12 protein-coding genes are annotated in these 12,657 nt (G+C 47.9%); 2 read left to right on the top strand and 10 right to left on the bottom strand.

The window, feature by feature from the left end; genetic code table 11:
* Positions 1 to 2 precede the first annotated feature (2 nt).
* A complete protein-coding gene (locus tag ADM98_RS03800) occupies positions 3 to 863 on the bottom strand; it encodes a DnaJ C-terminal domain-containing protein (protein ID WP_053452330.1) in 861 nt (286 codons plus the stop codon).
* Between the two features lie 195 nt (positions 864 to 1,058).
* Between ADM98_RS03800 and ADM98_RS03805 the strand changes: the two genes are divergently transcribed.
* Positions 1,059 to 1,253 (top strand): YwbE family protein, encoded by a 195-nt coding sequence (locus tag ADM98_RS03805; RefSeq protein WP_053452331.1) that lies wholly within the window; start codon positions 1,059 to 1,061, stop codon positions 1,251 to 1,253.
* Positions 1,254 to 1,309: 56 nt separating this feature from the next.
* Here the strand turns inward: ADM98_RS03805 and ADM98_RS03810 are convergent, their stop codons facing one another.
* From ADM98_RS03810 to ADM98_RS03820, 3 genes are all read right to left on the bottom strand, one after another.
* The gene (locus tag ADM98_RS03810; protein ID WP_053452332.1) at positions 1,310 to 2,485 is read right to left on the bottom strand and encodes a M20 metallopeptidase family protein; all 1,176 of its coding nucleotides are present in this window, start codon (positions 2,483 to 2,485) and stop codon (positions 1,310 to 1,312) included.
* 13 nt (positions 2,486 to 2,498) lie between these two features.
* Positions 2,499 to 3,353: a MurR/RpiR family transcriptional regulator gene (locus tag ADM98_RS03815; protein WP_029340757.1), complete on the bottom strand. Its 855-nt coding sequence runs from the start codon at positions 3,351 to 3,353 to the stop codon at positions 2,499 to 2,501.
* A 287-nt stretch (positions 3,354 to 3,640) separates the two neighbouring features.
* Positions 3,641 to 4,819, bottom strand: a complete 1,179-nt coding sequence (locus ADM98_RS03820) for a CamS family sex pheromone protein (RefSeq protein WP_023467087.1) — start codon at positions 4,817 to 4,819, stop codon at positions 3,641 to 3,643.
* 134 nt (positions 4,820 to 4,953) lie between these two features.
* On the opposite strand from ADM98_RS03820, the gene ADM98_RS03825 reads away from it, so the two are divergent.
* Entirely contained in the window at positions 4,954 to 5,535 is a 582-nt protein-coding gene (locus ADM98_RS03825) for a class D sortase (RefSeq protein WP_053452333.1), read from the top strand.
* Between the two features lie 75 nt (positions 5,536 to 5,610).
* On the opposite strand, the gene ligA is transcribed toward ADM98_RS03825, so the two are convergent.
* From ligA to ADM98_RS03855, 6 genes are all read right to left on the bottom strand, one after another.
* Positions 5,611 to 7,605, bottom strand: coding sequence for an NAD-dependent DNA ligase LigA (gene ligA / locus ADM98_RS03830; RefSeq protein ID WP_053452334.1), 1,995 nt, complete (start codon positions 7,603 to 7,605; stop codon positions 5,611 to 5,613).
* A 14-nt stretch (positions 7,606 to 7,619) separates the two neighbouring features.
* Positions 7,620 to 9,845, bottom strand: coding sequence for a DNA helicase PcrA (gene pcrA, locus ADM98_RS03835; protein ID WP_053452335.1), 2,226 nt, complete (start codon positions 9,843 to 9,845; stop codon positions 7,620 to 7,622).
* A 45-nt stretch (positions 9,846 to 9,890) separates the two neighbouring features.
* Positions 9,891 to 10,574: a heptaprenylglyceryl phosphate synthase gene (locus tag ADM98_RS03840; protein WP_053452354.1), complete on the bottom strand. Its 684-nt coding sequence runs from the start codon at positions 10,572 to 10,574 to the stop codon at positions 9,891 to 9,893.
* Positions 10,575 to 10,648: 74 nt separating this feature from the next.
* Complete coding sequence (locus ADM98_RS03845) at positions 10,649 to 10,873, bottom strand: hypothetical protein (protein WP_053452336.1); 225 nt, start codon at positions 10,871 to 10,873, stop codon at positions 10,649 to 10,651.
* A 13-nt stretch (positions 10,874 to 10,886) separates the two neighbouring features.
* Positions 10,887 to 12,266 carry a TrkH family potassium uptake protein gene (locus ADM98_RS03850; protein ID WP_053452337.1) on the bottom strand — a complete coding sequence of 460 codons (1,380 nt, stop codon included), beginning with the start codon at positions 12,264 to 12,266 and terminating at the stop codon, positions 10,887 to 10,889.
* 37 nt (positions 12,267 to 12,303) lie between these two features.
* Entirely contained in the window at positions 12,304 to 12,618 is a 315-nt protein-coding gene (locus ADM98_RS03855; protein ID WP_023467078.1) for a YerC/YecD family TrpR-related protein, read from the bottom strand.
* Positions 12,619 to 12,657 lie beyond the last annotated feature (39 nt).

Here is a 12,657-nt window from a genome sequence, read left to right on the forward strand (position 1 = left end):
GATCACTCCTTCACTGCAAGTTGACGTTCCCACTCTTCATAAAAGGCGCGGTCCATCTCCGGTAACTTCACTTCGAGTTGGACAAGTAATGCCCCACGATGACCATTTGATTGACTGAGACCACGATTTGGAATGCGTAATCGCGCCCCTGGCTTTGTTCCTGGTTTGACCTTCAGTTTGATTCGTTTTCCTTCGAGTGTGTCCGCGACGACTTCTCCTCCGAGTACAAGTGTCGTCGGATGAACACGGACGGTTGAGATGACGTCTTGATCGACCCTTCGGAACTGATCATCATCCTTCAGATGAATCGTCACGTAAACATCTCCGGCAACACCTTGCCGGTTACGCATCGAACTTTTTCCACGTAATCGTACTTTTTTACCGTCATAGACGTCTTTTGGAAGGGTCAGTTGAATCGAACCGGTCGCAAGACGTACCGTAACTTTTTCATTTGTACTGAGATGACTCAGTGGTACCGTCAATTCAAGCTCTTCATCCGTTGAAGCCTCTTCCTGACTGAAGAACGAACCGAACATGTCTTCAAATCCGAACGATTGACCAGGTCGTGTCCGTCCACCACCGCCTCCAAATTGTCGGAATAGATCTTCGTAATCTCCAGCGCCACCGGCTCCAGCACCTGCCATCTGATCGAAGTTACTGCCATATCGATCGTACTTTGCTCGTTTTTCCTCGTCTCCAAGCACATCGAAGGCTTCTTGGATATCTTTGAAACGCTGATCCGCACTCGCTTCTTTATTGACGTCTGGGTGATATTGTTTCGCCAATTTGCGGTACGCACGTTTAATATCTTGATTCGATGCATCTTTTGCGACACCGAGTGTTTGGTAGTAATCTTTAGCCATTCGAATTCACTTCCTTTTCCTATACTTCATTACCTTAATTATAAAAGTCACGCCTCAATTGGTCAAATATAGTCAAACTTTTTTCTGACATTCTGTTCTCTTTTCACTTTACGTCCTTGCGACAAACAAGTTTCACCGACTGAACCATGTTATACTGATAGCCAAACAGGAAATGAACGATGGGAGGATCTACAGATGGATGGTAAAACACGTAAAAATATCACGCCTGGTCTTAAAGTCAGCATCGTGCTGAAGCAAGATCAACGATCAGGGAAACGAACAGAGGGGATCGTCAAAGATCTTCTTACGAAATCACCGCAGCATCCGCACGGGATTAAAGTACGCTTAGAAGACGGACAAGTCGGTCGTGTGCAAGAAATTTTAGGTTAAGCAGAACAACAATCGCTCGTCCTGAGTCCTTTTCGGAATCAAGACGAGCGATTTTTTCATACTTCAGTAGCTTGTTCTAGATACCGCCACGTTGCTTCGACGAGAATACGTGCGGCGTCGAGCATCGCCGGCTCTTTAAAATCAAACTGTGGGTGATGATGCGGTGGATACGACGCATCGCCGGCTCCTGTGAAGAAGAAAGCGCCCGGTACGTGTTGCAAGTAATAAGCGAAGTCCTCACCACTCATCGTCGGTTCGATTTCAAACACATGATCGTCCCCTAATACATCACGCGCAACGGACTCGATCAATGCGGTGGGTGCAGCATGGTTAACGACAGCCGGATATCCTTTTTCGTATGTAAATTGATACGTCGCTCCGACCGCCTCACAGATTCCTTTGATCGTCCGTTCCATCCGCTCAATGATCTCATCCGCTGTAGCTTCATTAAATGTCCGGACCGTTCCTGTCAACGTCGCTTGGTCCGCGATAACATTAAACGTATTCCCAGCATGTAACGTTCCAACGGTCACGACTGCTGGCTCGAGTGGATTGAGTTGGCGACTGACAATTGATTGTAATTCCTTGACGACCGTCGCTCCGAGTAAGACAGCATCAATCGTCTCGTGTGGCTTTGCACCGTGTCCACCTTTTCCATAAAGGGTCAGCTCGAACTTATCAGCTGCCGCCATGATCGGACCCGTCCGAACACCTACGTGTCCCAGATCGATCGTTGACCAAAGATGCGTTCCGAAGATGACATCGACGCCTTCGAGACAACCATCGGCAATCATATCACGCGCCCCACCTGGGACGACTTCCTCCGCATGTTGATGAATCAAGACGACATTCCCCGGTAACGATTCCTGTTGCTGCATCAATATCTCTGCGACGGCAAGTAACGTCGCTGTGTGACCATCATGACCGCATGCATGCATCACACCTGGAACCGTCGAGCGATACGAAACATCTTTTCCATCCGTAATCGGTAACGCATCAAAGTCAGCCCGTAATGCGACTGTTTTACCTGGCTTCCCTCCACGAATATATCCAACGACACCACGTCCGCCAACCTCTGTCTTGACCTCGACTCCAAGTGCTTCTAAATGTTGTGCAATATAGCGAGGTGTCTCGACTTCTTGAAACGATAACTCTGGATGCTGATGGAGATAGCGACGTCGCTCGACCATCTCCGGATACAAAGCGTCTAGTCCAGCTGTTCGTTCTGACATATATGTATCCCCCTTATTTCTTTTGATGCAATGTCTTGACGCTCTCCCGTGTATATTGAAGACGTTCGAGTGTGTCTTCATAATGTCCCGCAGCATACGATAAGAACAAGACATCGATCGCAAACAATTGGGCAAGTCGTGAGCTGAGCGCTGCACTACGAAGCGGTGCTTCCGGTGCACGTGACGTCCAAAGGGCGATATCCGCTAGTTGACTGATTCGGTTGTCCCCGAAACGTGTCAGACTGATGACTTTTAGTCCTTGGATTTTTGCCAAACGAATTAACTCGACGACCTCTTCCGTTTCTCCACTGTAGGAAATCGCAAAAAAGACATCTTCCGGACGCGCATTCGCTAAGATGGTCGCAAGCAGATGCTGATCTGTTTCTTGAATCGCTAGTTTTCCGACACGCGTCCATTTTTGAGCGGCATCTTCTGCAACGACATGTGATGCTCCGATTCCGTAAAAATAAATCGCCCGTGCTTGATCGATGACATCAATCGCATCGGCAATCCGTTCATCATTTAGTTGCTTCGCTGTATCCTGTAAGGCTTGAATGCTGTTACTCAGCGTTTTTTCAATCAAGTCAACCGGACGTTCATCCTTTTCGATGTCATGATAGCCTTTTAGATCCGTCCGTGCCGTATCAGCAGAAATACGCATCCGTAGCTCCGGATATCCCTTTAATCCGAGCGCACGGCAGAAGCGGACGACTGCAGCGGCACTTGTATCCGACTCCTCTGCGAGTTGGTGGATCGTCATACGCGCGATTTGGTTCATATGCGTCAATACATAGTCTGCAACTTTTCGTGAGGACGATGGTAGTTCCTCTCGAACTGCACCGATTTGTGAATAGATACCGCCTTTCATCTAAATCTCCCCTTTATGATCTTCTTTTTTGAAAGAACTGACGATTCATCAATTACCGCGTCGTCCCTGTATATAGAACTGTTCTTCTTCCATTATGCTCTCTCCTACTGACTTTCGTAAATCTAAAAAATGGGAAAGTAAAATAAAATTCCATCCTTCTTCCATATTCCTCCTTCCCCATTCATCTATTTTTCTCTTAATAGCGTTTATCATACAAAAAAGCGACATTCCTCTAAACGGGAAATGTCGCTTCGTAAAGTTGATAGAGACTAGCAAAAATAAAGGAATCAGCGAATCTTAACGATCGGTTTTTTTGTATCCGGATCGAGGAACAGCATCGCTTCTGTGTCACCATTCAAATTCGTCACGGTAATCGTCGTCGGAATGTTTCGGTTGTACTCCCAACGGTTTTCAAGCAGATAAGTCACGTACTGAACGAACGCGACGAGCTCTGCTTTCCCGTAAAATTGAACGGGAATTTTCATCTCAAGCTTTTTGAGTTCATCTTCTTGGTAGAATCCTTCTCCCATCATACCAGTGTAATTCGGGAAGTAGTCTTCTAATCTGTCTTTAAACAAATCAAATTTCGCGGCATCGTCACGCACGTCGTTCGTTGCACGCGCTGATGGATAGTAGTAATACCGCTCATTGTAGTTCTTCCAGTCGTTCGCGCTGATTTGATTCCCGCGACCGATGAAAGCAGACGAGAGATAGTGACCGGAAACCGGTGAACCTTCTTTTTCCTGGAGGTAAAGCGCAACATGAATCGGTGTCGTCTTCATCCCTTGTGTCTTGCGCATCTTCTTGACTAAATCATTCGCCATCCGCTTGCCTTCAGCGACGACTTTCTTTTCGTCGAGTTTAACGGTATACGTTGGTCCATAGTTTTCATCTTGGAAGACATATTCACTGTTTAGGACAAGCGCAATCGATGTGCCACCGAGTTCAAGTTTCTTATCTTCTTCCAGCATATAGTCTTGTTCTAAGATATGCGATAGAATCATAGGTGACTTTTGGTTTTTCTCTTTATACGACTTACCAGACGTATAGGCAGGGTTCAGACCTTCTGGATCGCTGACCCCATCGCCTGCTTTTCCTTTTCGTAACAACCATTTCGCGATTTGGTCAGCTTCGAGTAACTGACCTTCTTGATAATAGTATTTTTCCGGATCAAAAAACTGTGTCGAGTGACGCATTAAACCCGTTTCAATTTCATCGAGTTCAAGACGTGAACTGACACGTTTTTGCGTCATTCCACGTGCGACACTCGGGCGAAACGGTAAAACAGTACGGTAATACGAATCCGTTGTATCAATGGCTGGACTGACGACGGCTTGGACTTCCTTACCTTGTTCACTTTCAGTAATGACTTCTTTTGTATCGCTCGTTGGCGAAAGGTCGAACGAACAAGCACCTAAAAATAACGTACTTGATAACGTCAACGCTACTGCTGTTTTATAGTTCATCTCTATTTGCACCTCATGTTTTCAAATCGTTCTCTTTATCATAACAGAATCGTTTTCCATCGGGGAAGGACAAGTTTTTCCCTGATTTTCAAAAAAGATGATGCGCCCTTGCGTATTCGAAAGGACTTTTTCTCATGACACGTCGTAAATTCATCGGTCTGCTTTTTCTACTCGCAGGCATCGCTCTGATCGCTTGGCCCTTCATCAGTGACTATCAGCGCGAACAGGAGGCAGCCAATTTAAAAGAACAATGGACGAAAAGTCTAAAGACCGTCGATGCGAAGGAGACGAAACAACCGCTCGCGAAATCAGGTGTTGGACTGCTCTCGATTCCAAGCATTGATTTCGAACAAGTCATCTTAGAGGGCTCGACAACAGCGGTCCTAGACCGAAGTATCGGTCATATTCCAAAGACTGGCTCACCCGGGAAAGGCAATTACGCACTCGCCGGACATCGAAGTTTTACAGAAGGTCTCCACTTCAATCGTCTGCCTGATGTCAAGAAAGGTGATACCGTCATCGTCACGACAAAAACGCATCGCTATACGTACCGGATTACATCCAGTCGCCTCGTCACACCAACGACGTTGTCCGTCCTCGACCAATCCGTCGCTTCTCCAACGATTACATTGATCACGTGTGATCCTCCGGAAACAGCAACGAATCGTCTCATCAAACAAGGTACTTTGATCCGGAGCGAGACGGTCGCTTCGTGACAAGTTCTCTAACACGAAAAAAGGAAGGCGGAATCCCGCCTTCCTTTTTTATTTGATCGTTCTCATTCATTCTTCTCACACTTCGTGTTTCGCTAGTTCTTCTAACAGACGGGCTTCATCCCAAATTTCAATGCCAAGAGATTCCGCTTTCGTCAGTTTAGAGCCTGCCTTTTCCCCTGCGACGAGGACATCCGTCTTTTTACTGACGCTTCCTGTCACATCGGCTCCGAGTGCTTCGAGTCGTTTCCCGGCCTCTGACCGTTTTAAGCTCTCGAGCGTCCCCGTCAAAACGATTGTTTTTCCGCCGAGCGGTGCATTCGTCTGATCGACCCGTTCACCAAGGAAACGTTGATTGACGCCGAGTTGTTCCAAATCACGAATCAAAGCCTGTGCTTCAGGATGCTCGAAGTACTTCACGATCGAATCCGCGATTTTCCCACCGATGCCATCAATTGCCACAATATCATCGTAGCTCGCTCCAGCAATCCCTGCTAACGAATCAAAACGTTCCGCTAAGAGATATGCCGCTTTTTGTCCGACAAGTCGGATTCCGAGACCGAACAGGAGACGCTCGACCGAGTTCTGCTTCGAAGCATCAATCGCTGCAAGCAACTTATCAACGGACGTCTCACCCATTCGGTCAAATGTCAATAACTCCTCGCGGTCGAGTCGATATAAATCGGCAATCGTCCGGATTGCTTCATGATCATACAATTGACGAACGACTTTTTCTCCGAGACCATCGATGTTCATCGCTTGACGCGAAACGAAATGAATGATGCCTTCCATCAATTGTGCTGGACATTCCGGACTGACACAACGAATATCGACTTCGCCTTCGAGACGGACAAGTTCCGATTGACAGGCCGGACAATGCGTCGGGAAGACGATCGGTGTCTCTTCCCCCGTTCGCTCTGCTGTGACGACTTGTACGACTGCCGGGATGACATCGCCCGCTTTTTTAATGATGACCGAGTCCTGAAGGCGAATATCTTTTTCCGCGATGAAGTCAGCGTTGTGTAGTGTTGCATATGTCACTGTCGAGCCCGCAACGACGACCGGTGCAAAACGAGCGCGTGGTGTGACTTTTCCGGTCCGACCAACACTGAAATCGACATCTTCGACTGTCGTCATGACTTCTTCCGCCGCGAACTTATAGGCTGTTGCAAAGCGGGGACTTTTTGCTGTAAAGCCGAGTTCTTCCTGATCATCATAGCGATCGACTTTCAAGACGATTCCATCGATCTCGTACGGTAGACTCGCACGTGCTTCTGTCCAGTGTGTAATGTAAGCAAGAATCTCTTCCACCGTCTCACACGTCTGCATATGTTGATTGGTCGGCAGTCCTAGTGAGGCTAGTTGTGCCATCGCTTCGCTATGCGAGCGAGCCGTCAACGTATTGACGCCGACGCCATAGACGAATAACGACAGGTTACGCGACGCCGTGATCGATGAATCAAGCTGACGCAGACTACCTGCTGCTGCGTTACGTGGATTCGCGAACAACGTCTCTTCTCGACTTGCACGGTCTTCATTCAGTCGTTCGAAGGATTGCTTCGGCATGTAAGCCTCACCACGGACCTCGACCGTCTCTTCTGCTTGCAAACGAAGTGGCAGGGCTTTAATCGTTCGTAGATTCTGCGTGATGTTTTCGCCGACCGTTCCATCTCCCCGCGTTGCTCCACGGACGAATCGACCGTCTTCGTATTTCAACGAGATGGCCAGTCCGTCGAATTTCAATTCGGCGACATAAGTCGTCGAACGTCCAAGCGACCGCTCAATCCGAGCGACCCATTCGCGAATTTCTGTCTCATCAAAGACGTTTCCGAGCGACAGCATCGGTAAGTCATGCGTCACCTTCTCGAACGCTTCAAGCGGTGCTGCTCCGACGCGTTGCGTTGGCGAATCCGGTGTAATCAGTTCCGGATGCTCTGTTTCTAACTCCGTCAGTTCACGAAGCAATTGATCGTACGTCGCATCCGGTACCGTTGGTTGATCCAGTACGTAATATTCGTAGCTGTATCGGTTCAATGTTTGACGAATCTCATCTATACGCTGGCTTGCGTCCATCTGTGGACCTCCCATCATACCTTTTTAATCGGTGCGAATTTCGCAAGCAATCGTTTAATGCCGACTGCTGGGAATGCGATATCAATTTCAAGATTATCCCCTTCACCACGAGTCTGGACGACTGTACCGAGTCCCCATTTCCCATGCTCTGCCTTATCTCCGACGGACCAACCAAGTGCCTCAGCACCTGACGTCTTCATTGCTGTTGGTTTGCTAATCGAACGACCAATGACCGCTTTGCCTTGTGGAACAGGACGGTCTTCCCATGGGAGTGGCTTCGCTTTTTTACCTGTCCGCTCAATCACGACTTCCGGAAGTTCTGCTAAGAACCGTGATTCTTGGTTCGCATTCGTCCGTCCGTACAGAGAACGCATCCGTGCATGTGACAAGTAAAGACGTTTCTCAGCACGTGTAATTCCGACGTAAGCGAGACGACGTTCTTCTTCCATCTCGTCTTCATCCTGAAGCGAACGACTATGTGGGAATAATCCTTCCTCCATCCCGATCAAGAAGACAACCGGGAACTCGAGCCCTTTTGCCGAGTGGAGTGTCATCAACGTGACTTGTTCTTCCGGATCTGCCTCATCGAGTGAATCAACATCAGCGACGAGTGTCAAATCGGTTAGGAAGGCGATGATCGTCCGGTCTTCCGGATCGGCTTTTGCCGTTTCCTTCTCGAAGTTTTGCGCAACGGTAATGAACTCGTTGATATTCTCAAGACGACTCTGTGCTTCAAGCGTCTTATCTTCCTTCAGTACTTGACGGTAGCCTGATTTCTCGAGTACTTCTTCGACCAGTTCTGAAAGACTGATGAATTCTTGCATTTGACTAAGTCCGAGAATCATCGTCCGGAAATCCGTCAGTTTCGCTGCCGTTTTCGGTGCGATACTCGACAATTCGATATCGCGAATCGCTTCCATCAATGACACTCCTTGTAGGTCAGCGAAATCACGCAGCTTATCAATCGTCGTTGCGCCGATACCTCGTTTTGGTTCATTGACGATTCGCGCAAAGGACAGGTCTTCGTTCGGATTCGAGATTAGACGGAGATAAGCAAGCACGTCCTTGATTTCCTTACGATCGTAGAACTTCGTGCCGCCAATCATTTTGTACGGAACGTTCGACTTAAGAAGCGTTTCCTCGATCGCACGCGATTGTGCGTTCGTCCGGTACAAAATCGCGATATCGCTCAGTTTCATTCCGTAGCGAAGTGAATTCCGAATCTCTTGGACAATATAAAAGGCTTCTTCCCGCTCATTCTCTGCCGTATGGACGACGAGCTTCTCGCCTTCGTCATTATCCGTCCAGAGTTTCTTATCTTTACGGGTCGAGTTATTTTGGATGACATGGTTGGCTGCTTCCAAGATCCGTTTGGAAGAACGGTAGTTTTGCTCAAGTAGAATGACGGCTGCATTCGGATAATCCTCTTCGAACGAGAGGATGTTCGCGATGTCAGCACCACGCCAGCGATAGATCGACTGATCCGAGTCACCGACGACACAGAGATTCTGATGTCCCGATGCTAACAAGTTAACGAGGTCGTACTGGGCTTTATTCGTATCTTGATACTCATCGACGTGAATGTAACGAAACTTCTTCTGATAATATGCCAAGACATCCGGACTCTTCTTGAATAGTTCTGTTGTTTTTTCGATCAGATCATCAAAGTCGAGCGCGTTGTTTCGGCGTAAGACTGCTTCGTATCCTTTATAGATTTCAGCAACCGTCTTCTCATACGGGCTCGTCACGATTGAGGCGTAGAATTCAGCACTGCGTAATTCATTCTTTTGCGACGAAATGATCGTCAGCATCGAACGTGGATCCCATTTTTTCGGATCCAAGTTTTGTTCTTTTAAGACGAGCTTAAGCGCCGATTGTTGATCACTCGAATCAAGAATCGTGAAGTTCCGATCATATCCAAGCTGATCGATATCGCGGCGTAACATCCGAACACACATCGAGTGGAAGGTCGAAACCCAAATATCATTTGCGACGCCACCGACCAACCGACCAATCCGGTCCCGCATTTCTCGAGCGGCTTTGTTCGTGAACGTAATCGCAAGGATATTCCACGGTGCGACTTGTTTAGCCGCCATCAAATAAGCGACCCGATGTGTCAGGACGCGTGTCTTCCCGGAACCCGCTCCTGCCATGATCAGCAGTGGTCCTTCCGTATGCTTGACTGCTCTCGCTTGCTCGGGGTTTAGTCCGCTGACGAGCTGTTCACTCAAATTAAACATATTAATAGCCTCATTTCTCATATTCCGAACTTTTGTTCCTATATTTTATCGTGTCGCTGCGACTGTCGCAAGCGCTGCTTTTAAATCCTCATAAATGATGTTCCCGACGACGATCGTATCTGCATATTTCAACATCTCACGTGCTCGCTCCTCGGAATCGATGCCTCCACCGTAAAACATGCGTGCCTGCTTCAACACATCACGGACGGCTGCTACTCGTTCCGGTTCCCCGTAAACGCCGCTGTATTCTAAATACACGACCGGCAAACGGAAAACGCTATCGGCTAGCTGTGCATAAGCGACAGTCTCATCTAATGTTAACGGTTTTGCTTGCGTCACACTCGCGACCTTCGCATCAGGATTGAGGACGATATACCCTTCCCCGACAAGGTCAGCATGCGCGAGCATATGACCGACTTGTTCTAATGCCTCGACCTGTTTTTCAACGACATACTCTAACGTACCGGCATTCAGGACCGTTGGTGTCAAATACGTATCGAATCCCATCGTTGCGGCTTCGAGTTCTGAAATTTCGAGTGCTACTGCAACGGGATACCGCCGTAAGCGCATCAAGAGATCAAGCGTCGCATCGAGGGTGATATCATCTGTTCCACCGACAAGGATCGCATCCGTCCCGGACGTCGCAATCGCCTGTAGGCTAGCGTCATCGATTGGTTTTGCTGGGTCTAGTTTAAAGACATGTCGCCATTCATTAAAAGGTAATAACACGGTTCGTCCCATCCTCTCTTTCTCATTCCACATTCAGTATAAAACAAAAAACCATCTCGCGCAGGGCGAGATGGTCATACGTGTGTCCGTCGTTTCGTCAAGAGTGACGCCAGTAACAGGGCAAAGATAGCATATACCGGGACGAACGCCCACGGTTCTGCTAAAAAGAAGCCCAGTACCGGAACATCCAGTAACGGAGAATCAGGTGAGCAGAGTGCTCGTCCGTTGACGAGCGCCAAAAACGGTAAGACAGGAACAGCAAAGATGTACGCGAAGTTGATCCAAAAGGCACGTTTCATAAAAAGAGCCTCCTTATCCGATGATGACAGATTCCTTCGGATAGTTGTAATTTCGTTTCGGCTGGTTCGCTTTTAAGAGCAAGACGAACGAGATGACACCGATTCGACCAATGAACATCAGGACAGACAACGTCCACTTCCCGATATCCGATAGTTGATCCGTAATGCCAAGCGATAAACCAGTCGTTCCGAACGCCGAACACGCCTCAAAAAACAGCACAAGGAACGGTGCATCCTCGACAAGTAACAAAACGATCAATCCGACCATCGTCACCCCAGTTGAAACAACGATGACGACGAACGCTTTCCAAATATCCGATTGACCGATTTCCCGACCGAAGATTTTGATCCCGTATTCGCCTCGAATGAAGGCAATAACACTCAAGACAGCAACGGCAAACGTCGTCGTTCGAATCCCCCCACCGACGGAAGACGGTGATGCTCCGATGAACATCAAGAGCGATAGGACGAAAATCGAGGCTTGTGAGAAGGACGTGATGTCGACCGTCGTCAATCCTCCATTTCGGGTCGTGACGGATTGGAATAAGGCATCGACGAGCTTCTCATCGATTGGTAAACCTTTAAACGATTGATTCCATTCAAATAGCAACAATGCTACCGTTCCGAATAGGACGAGAATAAAGAACGTCGAAGCCGTCAATTTCGTAAAGAGTGAAAAATGATACGGTTGACGTGTCGCCTGACGTGTTGCCCGGTACGAAATATAACGACGGACTTCAACGAGTACCGGAAAACCGATCGCGCCGAGCGTCAAAAGCATAATTTGCATGAAGACGACGAATAAATCACCGCGAAACGGTAGTAACGATTCACCGGTGATATCAAAACCGGCATTCGTCGTCGCACTGACCGAACCGAACAGTCCTTGGAGCATCGCTTCACCTAGCGTTGGAAAATACTTTGTGTAATATAGACCGAGAATCAAAGCTCCAATCAATTCGATCGAGACGATGATCAAGATGACTTCCCGAATGTATTTGACGACACCTTGCATCGTCGTCTGGTTCTGATCTCGAACGACGAGTTGGCGTTCCCGAAAGCCAATTCGTTTTCCGAGAATGACCCACATCGCGATATGAAGCGACATCAAACCAATCCCACTGACTTGAACTAAAATCATGATCATGAAGTAGCCGAATGTCGTGAAGGTTTCCGAAACCGAGACCGTCGTCAGACCGGTGACACTGACACAACTGACCGCCATAAAGACGAGATCCGTGAAATCCCAGTTATAATCCCCTTTTGTCGACCACGGCAGACCAAGCATAATGATTCCGATGATGACAGCAACGAAGTAGATGATGACGAGTGACTGGATGGGCGTCAGCCTTCGAATGAAATGTTGAATTCTTTGTTGTAACGCAAAATCCATATCGGTGCGCCCCCCTTCATAGAAGTAGCGGATAACATTAGTTATCCGCTACTTCTTGCTCGATAAGACCTAGACGGGCGAGTGCTAAATCATAACCACCAGAACCGTAGTTCAAGCAGCGTTTGACACGCGAGATCGTTGCAGTTGAAGCACCGGTCGCCTTTTCGATTTTGTGATACGTATTGCCTTCACGTAATTGACGTGCGACTTCAAGACGTTGGGCGAGCGCCTGGATTTCGTTGACGGTCGCTAAGTCTTCGAACAACGTATAACAATCTTCTAATGAATCCATCTTCATGATGGCTGTAAATAACTGATCTAATTCTTTTCCACGCAATTTATCGAGTTGCATCTTGTGACTCCCTTTCCCATTCAATTGCTCTTTAATAGT

The organism is Exiguobacterium sp. BMC-KP, from assembly GCF_001275385.1.
Taxonomy (GTDB): Bacteria; Bacillota; Bacilli; order Exiguobacteriales; family Exiguobacteriaceae; genus Exiguobacterium_A.

Bases quoted from the DNA above. Each gene is read 5' to 3' on its own strand.
- ADM98_RS03800 (WP_053452330.1), bottom strand. From the start codon at position 863: ATGGCTAAAGATTACTACCAAACACTCGGTGTCGCAAAAGATGCATCG.
- ADM98_RS03805 (WP_053452331.1), top strand. From the start codon at position 1,059: ATGGATGGTAAAACACGTAAAAATATCACGCCTGGTCTTAAAGTCAGC.
- ADM98_RS03810 (WP_053452332.1), bottom strand. From the start codon at position 2,485: ATGTCAGAACGAACAGCTGGACTAGACGCTTTGTATCCGGAGATGGTC.
- ADM98_RS03815 (WP_029340757.1), bottom strand. From the start codon at position 3,353: ATGAAAGGCGGTATCTATTCACAAATCGGTGCAGTTCGAGAGGAACTA.
- ADM98_RS03820 (WP_023467087.1), bottom strand. From the start codon at position 4,819: ATGAACTATAAAACAGCAGTAGCGTTGACGTTATCAAGTACGTTATTT.
- ADM98_RS03825 (WP_053452333.1), top strand. From the start codon at position 4,954: ATGACACGTCGTAAATTCATCGGTCTGCTTTTTCTACTCGCAGGCATC.
- ligA (WP_053452334.1), bottom strand. From the start codon at position 7,605: ATGGACGCAAGCCAGCGTATAGATGAGATTCGTCAAACATTGAACCGA.
- pcrA (WP_053452335.1), bottom strand. From the start codon at position 9,845: ATGTTTAATTTGAGTGAACAGCTCGTCAGCGGACTAAACCCCGAGCAA.
- ADM98_RS03845 (WP_053452336.1), bottom strand. From the start codon at position 10,873: ATGAAACGTGCCTTTTGGATCAACTTCGCGTACATCTTTGCTGTTCCT.
- ADM98_RS03850 (WP_053452337.1), bottom strand. From the start codon at position 12,266: ATGGATTTTGCGTTACAACAAAGAATTCAACATTTCATTCGAAGGCTG.
- ADM98_RS03855 (WP_023467078.1), bottom strand. From the start codon at position 12,618: ATGCAACTCGATAAATTGCGTGGAAAAGAATTAGATCAGTTATTTACA.